The sequence below is a fragment of the Pseudomonas putida genome (genome assembly GCA_041071465.1).
Taxonomy (GTDB): Bacteria; Pseudomonadota; Gammaproteobacteria; order Pseudomonadales; family Pseudomonadaceae; genus Aquipseudomonas; species Aquipseudomonas putida_P.
The window spans coordinates 2,411,460-2,434,253 of record CP163498.1 but is presented as its reverse complement, the minus strand read 5'-3'; the positions used below and the strand labels follow the sequence as shown (position 1 = coordinate 2,434,253).

17 protein-coding genes and 3 pseudogenes are annotated in these 22,794 nt (G+C 62.8%); 13 read left to right on the top strand and 7 right to left on the bottom strand.

Annotated elements, in window-relative coordinates; translation table 11 throughout:
* Nucleotides 1-12: 12 nt before the first annotated feature.
* From AB5975_11240 to AB5975_11225, 4 genes are all read right to left on the bottom strand, one after another.
* Nucleotides 13-978, bottom strand: coding sequence for a sulfonate ABC transporter substrate-binding protein (locus tag AB5975_11240; protein XDR22325.1), 966 nt, complete (start codon nt 976-978; stop codon nt 13-15).
* 85 nt (nt 979-1,063) lie between these two features.
* Entirely contained in the window at nt 1,064-1,657 is a 594-nt protein-coding gene (gene ssuE, locus AB5975_11235; protein XDR22324.1) for an NADPH-dependent FMN reductase, read from the bottom strand.
* Between the two features lie 308 nt (nt 1,658-1,965).
* The gene (locus AB5975_11230) at nt 1,966-2,604 is read right to left on the bottom strand and encodes a peroxiredoxin (protein ID XDR22323.1); all 639 of its coding nucleotides are present in this window, start codon (nt 2,602-2,604) and stop codon (nt 1,966-1,968) included.
* A 165-nt stretch (nt 2,605-2,769) separates the two neighbouring features.
* Nucleotides 2,770-4,098: an OprD family porin gene (locus AB5975_11225; GenBank protein XDR22322.1), complete on the bottom strand. Its 1,329-nt coding sequence runs from the start codon at nt 4,096-4,098 to the stop codon at nt 2,770-2,772.
* Between the two features lie 508 nt (nt 4,099-4,606).
* Between AB5975_11225 and tauA the strand changes: the two genes are divergently transcribed.
* From tauA to tauD, 4 genes and pseudogenes are all read left to right on the top strand, one after another.
* Nucleotides 4,607-5,578, top strand: a complete 972-nt coding sequence (gene tauA, locus AB5975_11220; protein XDR22321.1) for a taurine ABC transporter substrate-binding protein — start codon at nt 4,607-4,609, stop codon at nt 5,576-5,578.
* Between the two features lie 13 nt (nt 5,579-5,591).
* Nucleotides 5,592-6,380 (top strand): taurine ABC transporter ATP-binding subunit, encoded by a 789-nt coding sequence (tauB, locus tag AB5975_11215; protein XDR22320.1) that lies wholly within the window; start codon nt 5,592-5,594, stop codon nt 6,378-6,380.
* On the top strand, nt 6,377-7,216 hold the full coding sequence (gene tauC, locus AB5975_11210; protein ID XDR22319.1) for a taurine ABC transporter permease TauC: 840 nt from the start codon (nt 6,377-6,379) through the stop codon (nt 7,214-7,216). Before tauB ends, tauC begins: the two co-directional genes overlap by 4 nt.
* Before the next feature lie 48 nt (nt 7,217-7,264).
* A pseudogene (gene tauD, locus AB5975_11205) lies at nt 7,265-8,097 on the top strand (taurine dioxygenase).
* 126 nt (nt 8,098-8,223) lie between these two features.
* On the opposite strand, the pseudogene betT reads toward tauD, so the two are convergent.
* Both betT and epsC read right to left on the bottom strand, forming a co-directional pair.
* Nucleotides 8,224-10,225: pseudogene (gene betT, locus AB5975_11200) on the bottom strand (choline transporter BetT).
* A gap of 228 nt (nt 10,226-10,453) precedes the next feature.
* Nucleotides 10,454-11,386 carry a serine O-acetyltransferase EpsC gene (epsC, locus tag AB5975_11195; protein ID XDR22318.1) on the bottom strand — a complete coding sequence of 311 codons (933 nt, stop codon included), beginning with the start codon at nt 11,384-11,386 and terminating at the stop codon, nt 10,454-10,456.
* A gap of 307 nt (nt 11,387-11,693) precedes the next feature.
* Here epsC and tcyJ point away from each other — a divergent pair, with 307 nt between their 5' ends.
* From tcyJ to AB5975_11150, 9 genes are all read left to right on the top strand, one after another.
* A complete protein-coding gene (tcyJ, locus tag AB5975_11190; GenBank protein XDR22317.1) occupies nt 11,694-12,488 on the top strand; it encodes a cystine ABC transporter substrate-binding protein in 795 nt (264 codons plus the stop codon).
* Nucleotides 12,485-13,153 carry a cystine ABC transporter permease gene (tcyL, locus tag AB5975_11185; protein XDR22316.1) on the top strand — a complete coding sequence of 223 codons (669 nt, stop codon included), beginning with the start codon at nt 12,485-12,487 and terminating at the stop codon, nt 13,151-13,153. The genes tcyJ and tcyL overlap by 4 nt, the downstream gene beginning before the upstream one ends.
* Before the next feature lie 2 nt (nt 13,154-13,155).
* Entirely contained in the window at nt 13,156-13,914 is a 759-nt protein-coding gene (gene tcyN / locus AB5975_11180; protein ID XDR22315.1) for an L-cystine ABC transporter ATP-binding protein TcyN, read from the top strand.
* A 264-nt stretch (nt 13,915-14,178) separates the two neighbouring features.
* Nucleotides 14,179-15,393: an SfnB family sulfur acquisition oxidoreductase gene (locus tag AB5975_11175; GenBank protein ID XDR22314.1), complete on the top strand. Its 1,215-nt coding sequence runs from the start codon at nt 14,179-14,181 to the stop codon at nt 15,391-15,393.
* A 152-nt stretch (nt 15,394-15,545) separates the two neighbouring features.
* Entirely contained in the window at nt 15,546-16,727 is a 1,182-nt protein-coding gene (locus AB5975_11170; protein XDR22313.1) for an SfnB family sulfur acquisition oxidoreductase, read from the top strand.
* Complete coding sequence (locus AB5975_11165) at nt 16,727-18,118, top strand: LLM class flavin-dependent oxidoreductase (GenBank protein XDR22312.1); 1,392 nt, start codon at nt 16,727-16,729, stop codon at nt 18,116-18,118. The genes AB5975_11170 and AB5975_11165 overlap by 1 nt, the downstream gene beginning before the upstream one ends.
* The gene (locus AB5975_11160; protein XDR22311.1) at nt 18,111-18,911 is read left to right on the top strand and encodes a MetQ/NlpA family ABC transporter substrate-binding protein; all 801 of its coding nucleotides are present in this window, start codon (nt 18,111-18,113) and stop codon (nt 18,909-18,911) included. Before AB5975_11165 ends, AB5975_11160 begins: the two co-directional genes overlap by 8 nt.
* A gap of 1 nt (nt 18,912) precedes the next feature.
* The gene (locus tag AB5975_11155) at nt 18,913-20,022 is read left to right on the top strand and encodes a methionine ABC transporter ATP-binding protein (GenBank protein XDR22310.1); all 1,110 of its coding nucleotides are present in this window, start codon (nt 18,913-18,915) and stop codon (nt 20,020-20,022) included.
* Nucleotides 20,012-20,656: a methionine ABC transporter permease gene (locus tag AB5975_11150; protein ID XDR22309.1), complete on the top strand. Its 645-nt coding sequence runs from the start codon at nt 20,012-20,014 to the stop codon at nt 20,654-20,656. The genes AB5975_11155 and AB5975_11150 overlap by 11 nt, the downstream gene beginning before the upstream one ends.
* 116 nt (nt 20,657-20,772) lie before the next feature.
* Here the strand turns inward: AB5975_11150 and dibA are convergent.
* Nucleotides 20,773-22,667: pseudogene (gene dibA, locus AB5975_11145) on the bottom strand (phosphodiesterase DibA).
* Nucleotides 22,668-22,794 lie beyond the last annotated feature (127 nt).

Here is a 22,794-nt window from a genome sequence, read left to right as displayed (position 1 = left end):
CAGGCGAAACAATCAAGGCGCGCTAGCGACCTTGGCCGGGGGTGTCCAGATCACGTCCTTGATGCTCAGCGGCTTGGGTATCAGCTTGAGCGCCTGGAAGGTGTCGGCGATCTTCTGTTGCGCAGCCACTACCTCTGGCGTCAGTGGCGCGGCACCATAGCCTTGACGCTTGACCGAGGTCAGGGTGATGTCGGCGGGCAGGCCGAGCAGCGGTGCGACCTGGTCGGTCACTTCCTGCGGGTTGGCCTGGGACCACTCGCCCACGGCGCGCACTTCCTCGATCACCGTGTTGATCACTGCCGGGTGCTGGGTCGCGTAGTTGCGGGTGGCCAGGTAGAACTGATGGTTGTCGACCAGGCCCTTGCCGTCACGCAGGGTGCGCGCTTGCAGCTGTTGTTCGGCGGCGGCCTGGTAAGGGTCCCAAATCACCCAGGCATCGACGCTGCCACGCTCGAACGCCGCGCGGGCATCGGCCGGGGGCAGGTAGACCGGCTGGATATCGCTGTATTTGAGGCCGGCGTCTTCCAGGGCGCGCACCAACAGGTAGTGCACGTTGGAGCCTTTGTTGAGAACGACTTTTTTGCCCTTGAGGTCCTTCACCGACTGGATCGGCGAGCCCTTCGGCACCAGAATCGCCTCGCTGTGCGGCGCAGGCGGCTCGTAGGCCACGTAGAGCAGATCGGCACCAGCGGCTTGGGCGAACACGGGCGGGGTTTCGCCTGTTACGCCGAAATCGATGGACCCGACGTTGAGCCCTTCGAGGAGCTGCGGGCCACCGGGGAATTCGGTCCACTGCACCTGCACGCCCTGCTCGGCCAGGCGCTTCTCCAGCGTGCCCTTGGCCTTGAGCAGCACCAAGGTGCCGTATTTCTGGTAACCGATACGCAGGCTTTCGGCCTGGGCTTGAGTAATGGCGCCGAAGGACACAGCCGCCGCAAACAGGGCGACCAGACCGCGACGCAAGAAGACAGTGCGCATGGCGCTCTCCTGTGCGAATGAGGTTCGGGTTGCACCTGCTTGCCTCGTTGTCGGGCGAGTAAGGTGGTGTAGCGGGTAGTGCCGTTCAGATGCTCCAGCGAGCGCTGATCAAGCGTTCGTTCAGTACGCCAGGCGCCACGGGGCGCGGCCGGCGGGCCAGGGCAACGTGGAAGGTTTCCAGCGAGTCGTGCAGGCGCTCTTCAAGTGCGGGTACCAACTGTGCCGGCCGGGCGCCTTCTGCGTAGGCAACCTGGCTGTCGTCGGCGAAGATCCCTTGCAGGGTCTCTTGCGCCTTGAGTGCCGACAGCACCGGCTTCAATGCGTAATCCACCGCCAGCATGTGGGCGATGCTGCCACCGGTGGCGATTGGCAACACGATCTTGTGGGCCAATGCGCGTTCGGGCAGCAGGTCGAGCAGTGTCTTCAATGCCCCGGCGAACGATGCCTTGTACACCGGGGTGGAAACGATCAGGCCATCGGCCTGGGCCACCAGTTGCTGGAAGTGCTGCACCTGCGGGCTGTCGAAACGGGCATGCAGCAAGTCTTCGGCGGGGAAGTCACGCACCTGGAAGGTCACCACTTCAACGCCACGGTTCTGCAGCCACTGGCGCGAACGCTCGAGCAGCACGCCGGAGCGTGAACGGGAACTTGGGCTACCACCGATTGATACCACCAGCATTGCAGCGCTTCCTTGTGTTCTGTTGGAGCAGACATTAACAGCTGGCATATATATCTAGAAATCATATTTTTTCATTTATTTATTCCATAAAGTGCTTTGTAGGGTTTGAGATCTTAGGGCCGCTTTGCGGCCCATCGCGACACAAGGCCGCTCCTACAAAGGACCGCGACCTGCATGTAGGAGCGGCCTTGTGTCGCGATGGGCTGCGCAGCAGCCCTAGGCCTCAAAAAGCCTGCAGGCATAAAAAAGGGCCGTCGAAACGGCCCGAAAATCCCTGCTTGGCTAAGAGCGATGCAACGAGGAATCCATTAGCGATTTGGCTGAGGGGTTAGCCGCAGATAGGGTTTGACCGCCCGGTAACCTTTGGGGAAGCGCTGCTTGATCTCTTCCTCATCTTTGAGCGAAGGCACGATCACCACCTCGTCGCCGTCCTGCCAGTTACCTGGCGTGGCGACCTTGTGGTTGTCGGTCAACTGCAGCGAATCGATCACTCGCAGGATTTCGTTGAAGTTGCGCCCGGTACTGGCCGGATAGGTGATGGTCAGGCGCACCTTTTTGTTCGGGTCGATGACGAACAGCGAGCGCACGGTCAGGGTGTCGCTGGCGTTCGGGTGAATCAGGTCGTACAGGTCGGATACCTTGCGGTCGGCGTCGGCGATGATCGGGAAATTGACCACGGTGTTCTGGGTTTCGTTGATGTCCTCGATCCAACGGTGGTGCGAGTCCACCGGGTCCACCGACAGGGCGATGGCCTTGACCCCACGCTTGGCGAAATCGTCTTTGAGCTTGGCCGTCAGGCCCAGCTCGGTGGTGCACACCGGGGTGAAGTCGGCCGGGTGAGAGAACAACACCCCCCAGCTATTGCCCAGCCACTCGTGGAAGCGGATCTTGCCTTCGCTGGAATCCTGTTCGAAATCGGGGGCGATATCGCCGAGTTTGAGGCTCATGGGCTGCGGCTCCTTGGCTGGGTTCTGTACCGTATGGGTTCAATGTGCCTGCATTCGGTTAAAAACAAAAAGAATAAATAACGATTTATTTATAACCATAATGCATACGAATGTGCAGGCACAAAAAAGCCTCGCACTAGGCGAGGCTTCTTGTTCAGCTACGGCTTACAGGAAGTTGTAAGTGTAGTTGAAGATCAGACGGGTCTGATCCTGGTCAGCCAGCGAGCTGGTGCCGGTGCCACGGTATACGCCGTGACGCAGGCTGGCGCCCAGGCCCTTGAAGGTGCCTTCCTGGATAACGTAGTCGACGCGAGCGTCACGTTCCCATTCGCTGAAAGTACCGCCGCCAACGGCGTTCTTGCCGTCTTCACCTTTCAGGTAGGCAACCGAGGCTTTCAGGCCCGGCACGCCCAGGCGAGCGAAGTCGTAGGCATACTGACCGAAGGTGGTGTTTTCACCGGCCTTGGCGAACTGGTTGATCATGCTGTCGGTGAACAGGTAGAAGCTGGAACCACCGGCGCCTTCGTTGCGGCCGTTGCCGTCAACCACGCTGCCCTGGTTCAACCAGACGAAGCCACCGTCGTCATTGACGCGCTGGTGGCCGAGCATCAGCGAGTGGCCACCCAGGGTGTAGGTGAACATCGCGGACCAGGTCTTGTTGTCGACCTCGCCAGTGTTCTTGGCGTAGCCACCGTTGTTGTTGAAGCGGTAGCCGGCTTCGCCGTTCTTGCCGTCGCTGCTGCTGTCGAAGTAACGCAGGTCAGTCTTGAACGACTGGTCCTGGTCGATCTGGAACACGTGGGTCAGGCCCAGGAAGTGCTGCTTGTAGTAGTCTTCCAGGTTCGAGTAGTAGTACTGCAGGGTCAGGTCTTTGGTGAGCTTGTAGTCCAGGCCGCCGTAACGGAACTTGTTGCTGTCCTGGGTACCACCGTTGACCGACAGACCCGTACGGTTGCTCGACGCACGGCCCATGGCGTGGGTCAGCTGACCGGCGTTGATGGTCAGGTTGTCGATTTCCTTCGACTGGATGGTGCCACCCTCGAAGGTTTGCGGCAGCAGACGGCCATCGTTGGAGACCAGGATCGGCAGGTTCGGCGCCAGGGCGCTACCGAAGTGCACCTCGGTCTTCGAGAAGCGGGCCTTGGCGTTGGCGCCAACACGCGCCCACTGGCTCACAGCCGAACCGTCGGTGTCGCTTGGGAAGAAGCTGCTGTTGTCAGGGTGCTTGCCACGGCCACCGTCCAGGTGGATACCCCACAGGGCCTGGGCATCGACACCAAAGCCAACGGTGCCTTCGGTGAAGCCGGAGATGTAGTCGAGCTTGAAGCCCTGACCCGATTCGCGGTTGTCTGCACCGCCGTCACGGTTGTCGTTGTTGAAGTACATGGTGCGCGAGCTGAGCGACAGTTTGCTGTCTTCAACGAAACCGGCAGCGCCTGCTTGTTGGGCGAGAACCCCCAGTGCCACGGCCAGAGCCAGGCTGGACTTGTACATGTTTTGCTCCTCTACGTTCTAATTCTTGTGTATCTCTGGCGGAAGGGTCTGCTGCCCCGCTCACCGTGGATTGGCGATTTAGTCCCAAAGCGTGACCATTAAGTCAATCGTTTCTAAACGTTTCGCGACTTTGGTCTAAGACGCCACCTGCGCTACAGGATAATGACAATCCTATAAATCCAAAATGACCGTTTTATGAATTCGTAAGATTTTTACGGAATATGGTTGGAACCTTTACTGCCATTCGTTGTAGCAGCCGCACAATTCATAACTTTTGGTTATTTGCAAACGTTTGCTCATAACCTAATTCCGTATCGTTCTATAGGGACGAAAAAGCCTAGCAGGCTCCGCTGATTTCGCCATTGAGCGAAACCACCGCGTCAGAGCGCCCAGCCGCTTAAAGCATTTGTCTCCTAAGCTAATGCAAAAAAGTTATTTATTTTAACTTTCTTAGATCATTTAGCCTTCTCGTCATCCAGCCCCCAATTGCCTGACGAGAGGTTCAACCATGATCCCGCACGCTCCGCTGCGCCTGTTCGCTGCCCTGACCCTCGCCAGCACCAGCTGGTTAGCCCAGGCTGCCGACCTGACCGTGGCCTACCAGACCACCGTTGACCCAGCCAAAGTGGCCCAGGTGGATGGCGACTACGAAAAGGCCAGCAAGGCCAGCATCGACTGGCGCAAATTCGACAACGGCGCCGACGTGATCACCGCAGTGGCCAGCGGCGACGTGCAGATCGGCTACCTGGGTTCCAGCCCACTGGCCGCGGCTGCCACCCGCAAGCTGCCGGTCGAGACCTTCCTGATCGCCACGCAGATTGGTGCCGGTGAGGCGCTGGTCGCTCGCGACAGCATCAAGACCCCGCAGGACCTGGTCGGCAAGAAAGTCGCCGTACCGTTCGTTTCCACTGGCCACTACAGCCTGCTGGCGGCCCTGAAAAGCTGGAACATCGACCCTTCCAAGGTACAGATCCTCAACCTGGCCCCGCCGGCCATCATTGCTGCCTGGAAGCGCGGCGACATCGACGCCACCTACGTATGGGACCCGGCCCTGGGCGTGGCCAAGGAAAATGGCAAGGTACTGATCACCTCCGGCGAACTGGCCCAGAAAGGCGCGCCAACCTTCGACGCCTGGATCGTGCGCAAGGACTTCGCTGAGAAACACCCTGATGTGGTCAAGGCGTTTGCCAAGGTCACGCTCGATGCCTACGCCGACTACCGCAAAGACCCGAAAGCCTGGCTGGCCGACAAGGCCAACGTAGACAAGCTGGTGAAGCTGTCCGGCGCCAAGGCCAGCGACATCCCGGTGCTGCTGGAGGGCAACGTCTACCCACTGGCTGCGGACCAAGCCAATGCCCTGGGCGCGCCGACCACCCAAGCACTGACCGATACCGCCAACTTCCTCAAGCAGCAAGGCAAGGTCGAAGCCGTGCTGCCGGACTACTCGCCGTACGTCAGCGCCAAGTTCCTTCCAAACTGATCCGGAGCCCGTCATGGCCTTGCTCGAACTGGAGCGCATCAGCGCACAGTACCCTGGCGCCAGCACCCCGGTGCTGGCCGACATCAACCTGAGCCTGGGGCCTCGCCAGTTGCTGGTGGCCCTGGGGCCTTCGGGCAGCGGCAAGACTTCGCTGCTCAACCTGATCGCCGGCTTCGTCGCCCCCAGCGGCGGGCGCATCACCCTCGACGGCTTACCGGTGCAGGGCCCAGGTGCCGAGCGCGGTGTGGTGTTTCAGGACGATGCCCTGCTGCCATGGCAAAACGTGCTGGGCAATGTCGCCTTCGGCCTCGAACTGGCCGGCGTGCCCCGCGCTCAGCGTGAGGCCAAGGCCCGTGAAATGCTCGCCCTCGTCGACCTCGCGGGCTTCGGCGAACGGCGCATCTGGCAGTTGTCCGGTGGCCAGAAACAGCGGGTGGGCCTGGCCCGCGCGTTGGCGGCCGACCCTCGGGTATTGCTGATGGATGAACCGTTCGGCGCCCTCGACGCCTTCACCCGCGAGCAGATGCAGGAACTGCTGCTGCAGGTCTGGCAGCGCACCGCCAAGCCGGTGTTCCTGATTACCCACGACATCGAAGAAGCCGTGTTCCTCGCCAGCGAGCTGGTACTGCTGGCCCCCAACCCTGGGCGCGTGGTGGAACGCCTGCAACTGGACTTCGGCCAGCGCTACGCCGCTGGCGAATCGGCCCGGGCCATCAAGTCCGACCCTGCCTTCATCGAAACCCGCGAGCATGTGCTGGCGCGGGTATTTTCCCAACGCCAAAGCCTGCAGGAGCCCGCATGAGCAGCCTGGACCTGCCGGTCGCCGGCAAACACGACACCCAAGCCCGGCCAGCCGCCAAGCTGCGCCGCCCACTGTCCACCCGCTGGATCAGCACCCTGACCCTGACCAGCCTGCTGCTGGCCTGGTGGCTGGTGACGGCCGCCGGCTGGATCGAGCCGCTGTTCCTGCCCTCGCCCGGCGACATCCTGGCCAGGGCCTGGACACTGCTCACCCAAGGCTACATGGACGCCAGCCTGTGGCAGCACCTGGGCGCCAGCCTGGGCCGCATCGGCTTGGCCCTGCTGGCCGCCACCCTCACCGCCATCCCGGTGGGCATCGCCATCGGCTACAACCGCGTGGCGCGCGGCATTCTCGACCCGCTGATCGAGTTCTATCGGCCGATCCCACCGCTGGCCTACCTGCCGCTGATCGTCATCTGGTGCGGTATCGGCGAGCTGTCCAAGGTGCTGCTGATCTACCTGGCCATCTTCGCCCCCATCGCCATTGCCACCGCCACCGGTGTGCGCACGGTCGACCCGGCCAAGCTGCGGGCGGCGCAGTCGCTGGGTGCGACCAAGGCCCAGCTGATCCGCCATGTGATCCTGCCCAGTGCGCTGCCCGACATCCTTACCGGCATCCGCATCGGCCTGGGCGTCGGCTGGTCGACCCTGGTCGCCGCCGAACTGATCGCCGCCACCAGCGGCCTGGGCTTCATGGTGCAGTCGGCGGCGCAGTTCCTGGTCACCGACGTGGTGGTGCTGGGCATTCTGCTGATCGCCCTGATCGCCTTCGCCCTGGAAATGAGCCTGCGTGCCCTGCAACGCAAACTGGTGCCCTGGCATGGGCAGAGCCACTGATTGCCGACTGACCACGCCGGCAACCCGGCGCCTAGCACGAGAAAAGACATGAGCCTGACCATTACCCCCCTCAGCCCGGCCCTTGGCGCCCAGATCAGCGGCGTGGACATCAGCCGCGATATCAGCGCGCAAGCGCGTGACGCCATCGAACAGGCACTGCTGCAGCATCAGGTGCTGTTCTTCCGCAACCAGCCGATCAACCCGGAGCAACAGGCGCGCTTTGCCGCCCGCTTCGGGACCTGCACATCCACCCGATCTACCCGAACGTGCCAGAAACCCCGCAAGTGCTGGTGCTCGATACGGCAGTGACCGATGTGCGCGACAACGCCGTGTGGCACACCGACGTGACCTTTCTGCCGACCCCGGCGCTGGGCGCGGTGCTCAGTGCCAAGCAACTGCCGGCCTACGGTGGCGATACCCTGTGGGCCAGCGGCATTGCGGCGTTCGAAGCCTTGTCGGCGCCGCTGCGTGAGATGCTAGACGGGCTGACCGCCACCCACGACTTCACCAAGTCGTTCCCGTTGGAGCGCTTTGGCACCACGCCAGAAGACCTGGCGCGCTGGGAGGCCACCCGGCGCAACAACCCACCGCTGTCGCACCCGGTGGTGCGCACGCACCCGGTGAGCGGGCGCAAGGCGTTGTTCGTCAATGAAGGGTTTACGACGCGCATCAATGAGCTGAGCGAGCTGGAAAGCGATGCACTGCTGAGGCTGCTGTTCGCCCATGCGACACGGCCGGAGTTCAGCATTCGCTGGCGCTGGCAGGAGAATGACGTGGCGTTCTGGGACAACCGCGTGACCCAGCATTTTGCGGTGGATGATTACCGGCCGAACCGGCGGGTGATGCATCGGGCGACCATCCTGGGTGATGCACCCTTCTAACAGAAATTCATCAACAGCCCCGGCCTCTTCGCGGGTAAAACCGCTCCCACAGGGGTGGCACCGGTTTTGAAGCCTGCGCTGTACCTGTGGGAGCGGGTTTACCCGCGAAGAGGCCGGTACAGGTTATTACCGAACCAGATGCAAGTACTGCATGTGCCGCTCGTATTGGTCGAGGATGTCGTTGATGATCTGCTCCTTGCTGTAGCCCACCAGGTCATAGTTCTGGCTGCCTTCGCTCAGGTGCACCTCCGCCCGGTAATAACGGCGGTTCTTCAACTCCTGCGTCCCCAGCCCACCCAGGGCGAACGATGGCGTGAAGTAGCCACGCATCTGCACCTGGTAAATGAACGGCTGTTCCTCGCCATGGCCAATCTTCAAGCTGACATTGTCGTGGCTCGGGTCGTCCTGGGTAATCAGCACCAGGCCCTTCTGCTCGAACACTTCCCGCACGTCGGCAATCGCCGGGCGCACCACGTCATCCATGAAACGGTACACCTCATCACGCGACGGGAAATGCACCGCCTGGCTCAGGCGCTGGCGCCAGCCGCCACGGCCGCGACGTGACTGGGCAAACGGCGCCAGCGAGTGCATCTGCGCGATCTGCCGCTGCGACTCGAGGTAGAACGCCTTGTGCAGCCCCCACATCATGCACAGCAGAATCAGCGAGAACGGCAACGAAGTCAGCACCACCGCCGACTTCAGCGAATCGATACTGCCGGCGAACAACAGCGCGCTGGTGATCAGCGCAGTCATCGCGCCCCAGAAGATGCGCAGCCAGTTCGGCCCATCCTCGTCGGCTTCGCCGCCCTTGGCCGACAAGGTCGACAGCACCACGGTGCCCGAGTCGGCGGAGGTAACGAAGAACACGAAGCTGATGAACACCGTGGTGGCGATCACCGCCTTGCTCCAGGGGTAGGTCTCCAGCAGCAGGTACAGGCTCATCGACGGGTTATCCAGGGCCGACTGTCCCAGCGCGGTCATGCCGTGGTTGATCACCTGGTCCAGCGCGCTGTTGCCGAAGATCGACATCCACGCCAGGGTGAAACCGAGCGGAATCAACAGCACGCCAAAGACGAACTCACGGATGGTGCGGCCACGGGAGATACGGGCGATGAACAGCCCCACGAACGGCGCCCAGGCAATCCACCAGGCCCAATAGAACACTGTCCAGCCACCCAGCCAATCGCGGTTTTCACCGTAGGCATACACGTCGAAGCTCTTGCGTGGCAAAGCGCCCAGGTAGTCGCCCAGGTTCTGGATGAGCGTATTGAACAGGTGCTGGGTAGGCCCGGCGAACAGCACGAACAGCAGCAGTGCGCAGGCCAGGAACAGGTTGATGTCGCTCATCACCCGCACCCCCTTTCCACCCCGGCGACAGCCACGGCCACGGCCGCGCCCATCATCAGGGTGATGAGGATCACCTGCACCCACTGGCTGTGGCTGATGCCGAACAGGTAGTCGAGGCCGGCGTTCAGATGCAGCACCCCAAAGCCCATGTCGGCGCCCAGGCCGAACACCGTGGCGATGATGCCGAAGCCGTCCACCGCGTAGCCGATCGGGCCGTTGATGCGTTTGCCGATCAGCGGGTACAGCGCCGAGCGTAGGGCCAGCGGTAGGTTGTGGCGGTAGGCGAAGTACGCCAGCGCCATACCGACAAAGGCGAAGACGCCCCAGCCATGCAGGCCCCAGTGAAGGAACAGAATCTGCATTGCCTGACGCCCGGCCTCGGCCGTGCCCGCTTCGCCCTGAGGCGGCTGCAGCATGTGGGTCAGCGGTTCGGAGACGCAGAAAAAGAACAGGGTGATGCTGATACCAGCGGCAAACAGCATGCCGGCCCACGACAGGTAACTGAACTCGGGTTCGTCGTGGTCGGCACCGAGCTTGATCTTGCCGTAGCCAGACAAGGCGGTGACCACCACGAAGACCAGGTACAGCGTCATCGCCAGCATGTAGTACCAGCCGACCGTGTTGGCCGCCCAGTTCTGCGCCGCCAGCAACCAGTCACCTGCCGCTTGCGGGTTGGAGATGACCACCAGGCCAAAGATGAGGATGAAACTAGCCGCGAAGTAGAACACCGGGGGTTCATGCGGATCTTGCCATTGGCAAGGGAAGGGTTCGGTGCACTCATCGGGCGTGCACCTCGTCGAATGACGTAAGGTTCGGAATGAACGGGTTCAGCAAAGGAATCCTCCTGTTGAACACCGGCAGCGGACCAGCGTTTTTTCATTGAACAAGCGTTCAAGTTAAACATGGATCGGATTTCAATGCGAATTGGGCCGCTGATTGGCGTCCTTCTTAACCGGCCCTTTCGCGGGTTTACCCGCTAAGGGCCGGTTAAGGTCAAGCAAATGCCAGATCAGTTCTTGTCCTGGCAATCCAGCTGCAAGTTGGCCTGGGTGATGTTGCTTTCAGCCGGCACACTGCGGGTCAGCCACACATTGCCGCCAATGGTCGAGCCTTTGCCGATGGTAATGCGCCCCAGCACCGTGGCCCCGGCATAGATCACCACATCGTCCTCGACGATGGGGTGGCGCGGCAGGCCTTTGTGCAGGGTCCCCGACTCATCGCTTGGGAAGCGCTTGGCGCCCAGGGTAACCGCCTGGTAGATGCGCACGCGCTCGCCGATGATCGCAGTTTCGCCAATCACCACGCCGGTGCCGTGGTCGATGAAGAAGCTCGGGCCGATTTGCGCCCCTGGGTGAATGTCGATACCCGTGGCCGAATGCGCCAGCTCCGAACTGATCCTCGCCAGCAGCGGCAAGCCGGCCTGGTAAAGGTGGTGCGCCAGGCGGTGGTGGATGATCGCCAGGATCCCTGGGTAGCACAGCAGTACTTCATCGACGCTGCGCGCCGCCGGGTCGCCGTGGTAGGCGGCCAGCACATCGGTGTCGAGCAGTACGCGCAGCTCCGGCAACGCAGCCGCGAAGCCCTGGATCAGGCTTAGCGCGTGAGCGTCTACACCTGCCAGCTCAGCCTTGCTTTGGCGAGCGGCATAGCGCAACTCCAGACGCGCCTGGGCCAGCAAGGCGGTCAGTGCGGCATCCAGAGTATGGCCGACGTAGAAGTCTTCGCTTTCTTCGCGCAGGTCCACAGGCCCAAGGCGCATGGGGAACAACGCACCGCACAGTTGCTCCAGAATCTGCCGCATCGCCTCGCGCGATGGCAGTTCGCGCCCGCCCTGCTCACCAATGCTGCGGCCATTGCGGGTGCGCCATTGCTCACGGGCGCCGCGCAGGCCAGTAACGATGTTCTGCAACTGCCAGTGCGCGGATGAAGGTTGTTCGCTCACGGTTTTCTCCTGCCGTATGGGCCATCTCATTTTTTGCCAGGCCCGCGAAGAAACCAGGCCTGCCTACATGCAATCCACTCTACGGCAAATCCGACCCTTGGAAAAAACAACGCTTTATTCCATCCTGCGCTAAGTCAGGCATAAGCCGCGATGACGGCGTGGGGATCGTCGCCTACCCTCAAAGCAGCCAGCACCTGGCAAAAAGCAAAAAGGGAATAACAAAATAATTTTTTAGTATTTCCTGGCCTAAGCAGCCAACCCTATAGTCGCCACCTCACTACTTACACAACAAGCGCGGGGCTCTGACATGTCGAAATTCGCCAAACCGCTACTCAACGCCAGCCTGGCCCTCCTGCTGGGTGCCGGCCTGCTCGGCCAGGCCTTCGCCGGCGAGCAATTGAAGACTATCCAGGAAAAAGGCGTGATCAACGTCGGCCTGGAAGGTACCTACCCACCGTTCAGTTTCCAGGATGAGAACGGCAAGCTGGCCGGCTTCGAGGTGGAGCTTTCGGAACTCCTGGCCAAGGAGCTGGGGGTCAAGGCCAAGATCCAGCCAACCAAGTGGGACGGCATCCTTGCCGCGCTGGAGTCCAAGCGCCTGGACGTAGTGGTCAATCAGGTGACCATCTCCGAAGAGCGCAAGAAGAAATACGACTTCTCCGAGCCCTACACCGTTTCCGGTATCCAGGCCCTGATCCTGAAGAAGAAAGCCGAGCAGCTGAACATCAAGTCGGCGCAAGACCTGGCCGGCAAGAAAGTCGGTGTGGGCCTGGGCACCAACTACGAGCAGTGGGTCAAGCAGGATGTCCCGAAAGCCGAAGTGCGTACCTATGAAGACGACCCGAGCAAGTTCGCCGACCTGCGCAACGGCCGCATCGACGCCATCCTGATCGACCGCCTGGCCGCGCTGGAATACGCGCAAAAAGCCAAGGACACCGAGCTTGCCGGCGATGCCTTCTCGCGCCTGGAAAGCGGCGTAGCCCTGCGCAAGGGCGAGCCTGAGCTGCTGGCAGCGATCAACAAGGCCATCGACAAGCTCAAGGCTGACGGCACGCTGGCCAAGCTGTCCGAAAAATACTTCGGTGCCGATGTCACCAAATGATCGCTGAAAGCCTGCAACTCGTTGTCGACTCCACGCCCTTCCTGCTGAAGGGCGCGGGTTATACAGTGCTGCTCAGTGTCGGCGGCATGTTCTTCGGCCTGCTGCTGGGCTTTGCCCTGGCGCTGATGCGGCTGTCGAAGATTTTGCCGCTGAACTGGCTGGCGCGGGTCTACGTGTCGTTCTTCCGCGGCACGCCGCTGCTGGTGCAGCTGTTCGTGATCTATTTCGGCATGCCACAGATTGGCATCGAGCTCGACCCGATACCTGCCTCGCTGATCGGCCTGTCGCTGAACATGGCGGCCTACATCTGCGAAATCCTGCGTGCGGCGATTTCCTCGATCGACCGGGGCCAGTGGGAAGCTGCCGCCAGCATCGGCATGACCCGCGTCCAGGCCATGCGCCGGGCGATCCTGCCACAGGCCTTGCGCACCGCCCTGCCACCGTTGGGTAACAGCTTCATTTCGCTGGTCAAGGACACCGCCCTGGCGGCGACCATCCAGGTGCCCGAGCTGTTCCGCCAGGCGCAGCTGATTACCGCACGTACCTTCGAAGTGTTCACCATGTACGTGGCAGTCGCCGTTATCTACTGGGTGCTGTGCAGCATCCTTGCGCACTTCCAGAACCGCATGGAAGCGCGGGTCAACCAGCATGACCAGGAGCAATGAGCATGATTGAAGTCAAAGGCCTGACCAAACGGTTCAAGGGCCAGACCGTGCTCAACGGTATCGACCTGACCGTGCAGCCCGGCGAAGTGGTGGCCATCATCGGCCCCAGTGGCTCGGGCAAGACCACCTTCCTGCGCTGCCTGAACCTGCTGGAAACCCCCGATGCCGGGCAGATCCAGATCGGCACCATCAGCATCGATGCCAACCGCCCGCTGGGTGGCCAGCAAGGTGCGATTCGGCGTTTGCGCCAGCAGGCCGGGTTCGTGTTCCAGAACTTCAACTTGTTCCCTCACCGCACCGCCCTGGAGAACGTGATCGAGGGGCCGGTGATCGTCAAGAAGACGCCTCGCGAACAGGCCATCGAGCTTGGCCGGCGTCTGCTGGCCAAGGTCGGCCTGGCGGGCAAGGAAGACGCCTACCCACGGCGCCTGTCCGGCGGCCAGCAGCAACGGGTGGCCATCGCCCGCGCCCTGGCCATGGAGCCGGAGGTGATCCTGTTCGACGAACCGACGTCGGCGCTGGACCCGGAGCTGGTGGGTGAAGTACTGGCGACCATCCGCGGCCTGGCCGAGGAAAAGCGCACCATGATCATCGTCACCCACGAGATGAGCTTTGCTCGGGATGTGGCGAACCGGGTGATCTTCTTCGACAAGGGCGTGATCGTGGAACAGGGTGAAGCCAAGGCGTTGTTTGCGGCGCCCAAGGAAGAGCGTACCCGGCAGTTCCTGCGCAAGTTCCTCGGTACCGCAGCTTCCGAGTAAACCTGTTCCGGCCTCTTCGCGGGCGTGCCCGCGAAGAGGCCGGCACATTTGTAGTAAATCCCTCCTTCTATACATATTCCAAAGAGTTAGTTCATAAACTTTTTATAAAGCATTAGGGTATATAAACCGGACCACCGGACCAGCACACATTTGTCGCGATCAGCTGTAGCGGCACAACTATTTTGTGAGGTCAGGAATGGTCAGGATCACAATCACCCCAGTGCGTATCGCCAGGGCATTGAGTGCAGCCAAGGAGCGGTACTGATGTCCAGCCAGCCAAATACCCAATTCCACAGCGATCTCGACAGCTCGCCCCTGCTGCTGCCGGCCAAGGTACTGCGCAATGACGCCGAAGCCCTGCAAGCGGCCCGCGAACTGGCCGAGGTTGCCCGCGAGCAAGCTGCCCGCCGCGACCAGCAACGCAAACTGCCTTGGGCCGAGATCGAGCTGTTCACCCGCAGCGGCCTGGGTAGCATCAGCGTTCCCAAGGCCCATGGCGGCCCGGACGTATCGTTCGAAACCGTAGCCGACCCGGCCTTGGGGCAGATCCCGCAGAACCAGTTCGGCATGTTGCAACTGATTCGCCTGACGGCCACCGAGGCACAGCAGGCGCTGATCTTCCGCAGCGTGCTCGACGGCTGGCGCATCGGTAATGCCGGCCCCGAACGCGGCACCAAGGACACGCTCACCCTCAAGGCCCGGATCACTCGCGCTGGCGACAGCTATCGCATCAGCGGCGAGAAGTTCTACTCCACCGGCGCCCTGTTCGCCCACTGGGTGGCGGTGAAAGCCCTCGACGACGAAGGCCGCCAGCGCCTGGCATTCGTGCGCCGGGGCAGCCCGGGGCTGCGCATCGTCGACGACTGGTCCGGGTTCGGCCAACGCACCACCGCCAGCGGCACTGTACTGCTGGACCAGGTACCAGTAGACGCCGAGCTGGTGATCGACAACTGGCGCCAGCGCGATATCCCCAACATCCAGGGCGCGGCTTCGCAGCTGATCCAGGCGGCGATCGACGCCGGCATTGCCGAAGCGGCAATCGACGATGCGATCACATTCGTGCGCGAAAAGTCCCGCCCGTGGATCGAGGCCAACGTGGACCGTGCCAGCGACGACCCTTATGTGATTGCCGATATCGGCCGGCTGAAGCTTGAGCTGCATGCCGCCGAAGCGCTGCTGCGCAAGGCCGCGCGGGTGCTCGACGAAGTCAACGCCGCACCCGTCGACGCCGCCAGCGCGGCGCGGGCCTCGATTGCGGTGGCCGAGGCCAAGGTGTTGACCACCGAAGTCGCCTTGCAGGCGAGCGAAAAACTGTTCGAGCTGGCTGGCAGCCGCGCCACCCTTGCCGAGTTCAACCTCGACCGCCACTGGCGCAATGCCCGGGTGCACACCCTGCATGACCCGGTGCGCTGGAAGTACCACGCGGTGGGCGCGTACCACCTCAACGGCACCCTGCCTGCGCGGCATTCCTGGATCTGATTTTTTAGGCCTTGGGGGCTGCTTTGCAGCCCATCGCGACACAAGGCCGCTCCTACACGGGATCGCGTACCGACATCGGGTCGCGCCCCCCTGTAGGAGCGGCCTTGTGTCGCGATGGGCCGCGAAGCGGCCCCATGGCCCCGGAGAACAACATGACTACAAATATCATCACCAGCGACACCGAAGCCCTGAATGTTGCCGAAGACATCGCCCAGCAACTGCGCCGCGACAGCGCCCTGCGCGACCGCGAGCGCCGCTTGCCGCACGCCGAACTGGAGCTGTTCACCCGCTCCGGCCTATGGGCCATCAGCGTGCCCAAGGCCTTCGGTGGCGCCGGCGTGTCCAATGTCACCCTGGCCAAGGTCATCGCCCGTATCGCCCAAGCCGACGGCTCGCTCGGGCAGATCCCGCAAAACCATTTCTACGGCCTGGAAGTACTGCGAGTAAACGGCACCCCCGAGCAGCAACAGCGGCTATACGCCGAAGTGTTGGCCGGCCGCCGCTTTGGCAATGCCCTGGCCGAGTTGGGCACCAAGACCGCCAACGAACGCACCACCCGACTGAGCCGTGACGGCGATGGCTTCCGCATCAACGGCCGCAAGTTCTATTCCACCGGTGCCATCTACGCCCAGCGCATTCCCACCTCGGTCGTCGACGACCAAGGCGTGCAGCAACTGGCCTTCGTCCCAGCCGACAGCCAGGGCTTGCAAGTGATCGATGACTGGAGCGGATTCGGCCAGCGCACCACCGGCAGCGGTTCGGTGGTGTTCGACAACGTGTACGTCAGCGCTGCCGACGTGGTGCCGTTCCAGAGTGCCTTCGAGCGCCCTACCCCGGTCGGGCCGTTGGCGCAGATCCTTCATGCCGCAATCGACACCGGCATCGCCCGCGCGGCTTATGAAGATGCCCTGCACTTCGTACGTACCCGCAGTCGTCCGTGGGTCGACTCCGGCCTGGACAAGGCCACGGATGACCCGCTGACGTTGAAAAGCTTCGGCCACCTGGCGATCCGTTTGCACGCCGCCGAGGCCCTGCTGGAGCGCGCCGGCGAGTACCTCGACCGCGCCCGCGACGACAGCACCGCCGACAACGTGGCCGCCGCCTCCATCGCCGTGGCCGAGGCACGCGCCATCAGCACCGAGATATCGCTTGCTGCAGGTACCGCGCTGTTCGAACTAGGTGGCAGCCAGGCAACCTTGGCCGAGCACAACCTCGACCGCCACTGGCGCAACGCCCGTGTGCACACCCTGCACGACCCGGTGCGCTGGAAGTACCACGCCATCGGCAACTACTACCTCAACGATGCCAACCCGCCACGTCGGGGGACCATTTGATGGCCAAGCAGATTCTGCTCAATGCCTTCAACATGAACTGCATCGGGCACATCAACCACGGCCTGTGGACCCATCCACGGGACACCTCGACCCAATACAAGACCCTGGACTACTGGACCCACCTGGCACGCCTGCTGGAGCGCGGCCTGTTCGACGGGCTGTTCATCGCCGATATCGTCGGTACCTACGACATCTACGGGCAGTCGCTGGACGTGCCCCTCAAGGAGTCGATTCAGCTGCCGGTCAACGACCCGCTGCTGCTGGTTTCAGCCATGGCTGCGGTCACCCGCCACCTGGGTTTCGGCCTTACCGCCAACCTCACCTACGAGGCGCCGTACCTGTTCGCCCGGCGCCTATCCACCCTCGACCACCTGAGCAATGGCCGAATCGGTTGGAACATCGTCACCGGTTACCTCGACAGCGCGGCCCGAGCCATGGGCCTTGAGCAACAACCCGAGCACGACCGCCGCTACGACCAGGCCGACGAATACCTGCAGGTGCTGTACAAGCTGCTGGAAGGCAGCTGGGCCGACGACGCCGTGGTCGCAGACCGCACGCAGCGCGTCTATGCCCAACCCGACAAGGTGCGCAAGGTCAGCCACCACGGCGAGTTCTACAACGTCGAGGGCTATCACCTGTGCGAGCCCTCGCCGCAGCGCACCCCGGTGCTGTTCCAGGCCGGCAGCTCGCCGCGCGGCCTGGCTTTCGCTGGCAACCATGCCGAATGCGTGTTCATCAGTGGCCAGGACAAGGCCGCCACCCGCGCCCAGGTCGACAAGGTGCGCGCAGCCGCCCAGGCTGCCGGTCGCGACCCGCAAGCAGTCAAGGTGTTCATGGGCATCACGGTGATCGTCGCGGCCACCGAGCAAGCGGCCCAGGCCAAGCATGCCGAATACCTGCGCCATGCAAGCCCCGAGGCCGGCGTCGCGCACTTCGCCGCATCCACCGGCATCGACTTCGCCGCCTACGCGCTGGACGAGCCAATCGCCTTCAACCAGGGCAACGCCATCCAGTCGGCCACCCGCCAGTTGCAAGACAACGCCTGGACCCGCCGGCGCCTGCTTGAGCAGCACGCCCTGGGTGGCCGCTACGTCACCCTGGTCGGCGCTCCCGAACAGGTGGCCGAACAGTTGATTGCCTGGGTCGACGAAACCGGGCTGGACGGCTTCAACCTGACCCGCACCGTCACCCCGGAAAGCTTCGAGGACTTCATCGACCTGGTCGTCCCGCAACTGCAGCAGCGTGGCCGCTACAAGACCGCCTACGCCGAAGGCACCCTGCGCGAGAAGCTGTTCCAGGCCGACCACCCGCACTTGCCCGTCAGCCACCCTGGCTCGGCTTATCGTTTTACCCCAACCCCTGCCCCGACTGGAGCCCTGCATCATGCTTGAGAAACTGTTCCGGCCCGTCGCGGCCATTGCCTTCACACTGGGCCTGTCCGCCAGCGCCCTGGCAGCCGAACCGCTGAAGATCGGCACCACCTCGGCCTTTGCCATTCCGCTGGAAGCCGCAGTGGAGGAAGCACACAAGCAAGGCCTGGAAGTGAAGCTGATCGAGTTCAGCGACTGGATTGCGCCCAATGTCAGCCTCAACAGTGGCGACATCGACGTGAACTACTTCCAGCACATCCCGTTCCTGGAAAACGCCAAAGCCGCTGCGGGCTTCAACCTGGTGCCCTACGCCTCGGGCATCATCAACAACGTTGGCCTGTACTCGAAAACGTACAAAAGCTTCGCCGACCTGCCAGAAGGCGCCAGCGTGGCCATCGCCAACGACCCGATCAACAGCGGCCGGGGCCTGCAACTGCTGGCCAAGGCCGGGCTGATCACCCTGAAGCCAGGCGTTGGCTACAAGGCCACCGAGGACGACATCGTCACCAACCCGAAAAAGCTGAAAATCCTGCAGGTCGAGGCGGTTCAGCTGGTGCGCGCCTACGATGACGCCGACCTGGTGCAGGGTTACCCGGCCTACATCCGCCTGGCCAATACCTTCGATGCCACCTCGGCGTTGCTGTTCGATGGCCTGGAAAACAAGGAATACGTGATCCAGTTCGTCATCCGCCCACAAAGCAAGGACGACCCACGCCTGGCCAAGTTCGTCGACATCTACCAGCACTCGCCTGTGGTACGCGCAGCGTTGGACAAAGCCCACGGCAAGCTCTACCAAGCTGGCTGGGAAGGCTGACATGAGCCAGGCCAGCGCGCTCAGGGCGCCTACCCCACAACCATTGCCGCCAACGGTCAAGGAACAGGCCCTGCGCCCGGAAGTCAATGAAGCCCATGTGCGCTTCATCGGCCTGGGCAAGACCTACCCTGGCCAGGCACAACCGGCCTTGCAAGGCATCGACCTGAACATCCGCCATGGCGAGGTTTTCGGCATCATCGGCCGTAGCGGTGCCGGCAAGTCTTCACTGCTGCGTACCATCAACCGCCTGGAGCAACCCAGCCAAGGCCGGATACTGATCGACCAGGTAGACATCGCCCCCTTCGACGAGGACCGCCTGGTGGCGCTGCGTCGGCGCATCGGCATGATCTTCCAGCACTTCAACCTGATGTCGGCCAAGACTGTATGGCAGAACGTCGAGCTGCCGTTGAAGGTGGCCGGCGTGGCCAAGGCCGAGCGTCAGCACAAGGTGCGCGAGTTGCTGGAGCTGGTCGGCTTGCAGGAAAAGCACCATGTGTACCCGGCGCAGCTGTCCGGCGGGCAGAAACAGCGCGTGGGCATTGCCCGAGCGCTGGTGCACGACCCCGAGATCTTGCTGTGCGACGAGGCCACCTCGGCGCTGGACCCAGAGACCACGGCCTCGATCCTTGAGCTGCTGCGCGACATCAATCAGCGCCTGGGCCTGACCATCGTGCTGATCACCCACGAAATGGCGGTAATCCGTGATATCTGCCATCGGGTGGTGGTGCTAGAGCGCGGTGAGGTGGTCGAGCAGGGCGAAGTCTGGCGGGTGTTCGGTTCTCCCCGCCACGAGGTCACCCGCACCCTGCTCGCACCCTTGCAGGCCAGGCTGCCAGCCGCATTGCAAGCCAGCCTGCAGGCCAGCCCGGCGAGCCATGACAGCGCCGTGGTGCTGAAACTGACAGTGCTCGGTGAGCCAGAGCTGTCTGCCCTGTTCCAAGACTTGGGCGGGCGTGTGCGCCTGCTGCAGGGTGGCGTGGAAACCATCGGCGAGCATGCCCTGGGGCAGTTGATCCTGTCGGTGCAACACTCGCCGCACGACACCCATCAATTGCTGGAACGTGCCCGCCGCTGGGCCGAGGACGTGGAGGTGCTGGGCCATGTGGTTTGATCGTCTGCTGGAAGGCTTGCTCGATACCCTGCTGATGGTCGGCGTTTCGTCGCTGATCGCCCTGCTGGTGGGCGTACCGATGGCGGTGCTGCTGGTCACCAGCGACAAGGGCGGGATCTTCGAGGCGCCGCTGCTGAACCGGGTGCTGGGCGCCTTCGTCAACCTGTTCCGCTCGATCCCGTTCCTGATCCTGATGGTCGCGCTGATCCCCTTCACCCGCCTGGTGGTAGGCACCACCTACGGCGTGTGGGCGGCGGTGGTGCCACTGACCATCGCCGCCACGCCGTTCTTTGCGCGGATTGCCGAGGTCAGCCTGCGCGAGGTCGACCATGGCTTGGTGGAGGCCGCACAGGCCATGGGCTGCCGGCGCTGGCACATTGTCTGGCATGTGCTGCTGCCCGAGGCACTGCCGGGCATCGTGGGGGGGTTCACCATTACCCTCGTGACCTTGATCAACTCTTCGGCGATGGCTGGGGCGATTGGTGCTGGAGGGTTGGGGGATATCGCCTACCGGTATGGCTACCAGCGTTTCGACAGCCAGATCATGCTGACCGTGATTGCCTTGCTGGTGGCGTTGGTGGCGTTGATCCAGCTGGGCGGGGACCGCCTGGCGAAGGGCTTGAACAAGCGTTGACTGCCGGGGGCTGCTTTGCAGCCCGATCGCGACACAAGGCCGCTCCTACAGACGACCGCATACCCATGTAGGAGCGGCCTTGTGTCGCGACCGGGCCGCAAAGCGGCCCCAAGCTCTCAATCCCAGCGAAGATCCCCAGCCGGCACCGGCCGCCCGAACCAGTACCCTTGGCCCAATTGACACTGCTCCTGCAGCAGGAAACTGGCCTGCTCGGCCTGCTCAATGCCCTCGGCATGCACCTGCATGCCCATGCTGCGGGCCAGGGCGATGATCACCCGCACGATCGCGATGTCATCCTCATCCAGCGGCAAACCGGCAACGAAGCCCTGGTCGATCTTCAGCTTCTGCACGGGCAAACGCTTGAGCCGCAACAGCGACGAATACCCGGTGCCGAAGTCGTCGATGGCCAGGGTCACCCCCAGCTCGCGCAAACGGTGCAGCTGCTCCAGCGCCACCTCAGGGTCTTCCATCACCGCGCTTTCCGTCACTTCCAGCTCCAGCAAGGCTGGGGCAGGCCAGTTTCATGCAAAACCGCGGCGACTTGCCGGTACAGCTCATGCTGGCCAAACAGGCGGCTGGATATGTTCACCGCCACAAAGGCCAGCTGCCTGCCTTCGGCCTGCCACTGCACCATTTGCCGGCAAGCCTGGCGCAGCACCCAGGTATCGATTTCGGCAATCAGCCCGGTGCGCTCGGCAATCGGGATGAACTCGCCCGGCGGCACCAGGCCCCGCTGGGGATGCTGCCAGCGCACCAACGCCTCGACCCCGACCTGTCGGCCTGTCACCAGGTCATGTACCGGCTGGAAATACACCCGCAGCTCATCCTGCTCCAGGGCCCGGCGCAGCTCTCCAGCAGTCTCGACCCGGTGTTGGGCGTGGGCAGTCAGCTCTTCGGTGTACAGCGCATAGCAGGCCCGCCCGTTGCTTTTGGCCTTGTACAACGCCGCGTCGGCATTACGCAGCAACTGTTCGGCGCCCAACGCATCGCTGGGGAACAGGCTGATACCGACGCTGGCACTGATGAACAGGCGATTTTCCTCGCACAGGAACGGCTCGCGCATACGCTCGATGATGCACTGCGCCAGCTTGCCCGCCTGGCCGACCTGTTGGCAGTTCTCGGCCAGCACAGCGAACTCGTCGCCGCCCAGCCGCGCCAGGGTCACGCCGCTACCCAGCACCTCACCCAGGCGCTCGCCCACCCGTTTCAGCAACTGGTCACCGATGGTGTGGCCAAGGCCATCGTTGATGCTCTGGAAGTGGTCCAGGTCCAGCAGCAACAGCGCGCAACCACGCTTGTTGGCCTGTGCCGCCGCCAATGCCTGCTCGACCCGGTCGGTGAACAGCAGGCGGTTGGGCAGGCCCGTCAATGGGTCGTGGTGGGCCAGGTAGGCCAGCTCCTGTTCTGTATGCTTGATCGCACTGATGTCACTGAACACCGCCACGTAATGGCTGAGCTCACCATCGTCATCGCGAATGGCACATATGGTCTGCCACTGCGGATAAATTTCGCCGCTCTTGCGTCGGTTCCAGATTTCACCGCTCCACTCGCCCTGTTCGGCCAGGGTGGCGAAGATCTGCTGGTAGAACGCAAGGCCATGGCGACCGGACTTGAACTTGCTCGGGCGCTGGCCCATCACCTCGTCCTGCTGATAGCCGGTGATGCGCATGAAGGCACGGTTGACGTGCACGATCAGGCCCTGGCGGTCGGTGACCAGTACACCTTCGAGGGTACTGTCGAACACTGCGGCGGCCATGCGCAGCCGCTCGCGATCCTCGCAGCGCAAGCGCGCACCAGCACCGATGAAGTTCAGCAGCCGTACCCTGGAAACGTAGATCAGTACGGCACTGAACAACACCCACAGCACGATGTTGATCTGCCGCCCCACGGTCAGTGCCAGGGGGTCGTCAGTCATGCCGTGCAGCATCACCTCGGCGAGCGCCAGCCAGAGGATCGAGAGCACCACATACAGCGCAGCCATGCGCAAGGCGTCGCGAACGGAAACAGACATGTCGGGTGGGATTGCCCATCAGAAAAGAATGGGCATTATAAAGGCTCTGGCGCACTGTGGGAGCGGGTTTACCCGCGAAGATGGCAACGCGGTGGATGGCACCGGCTCTGCCGGTGTTCGCGGCTGA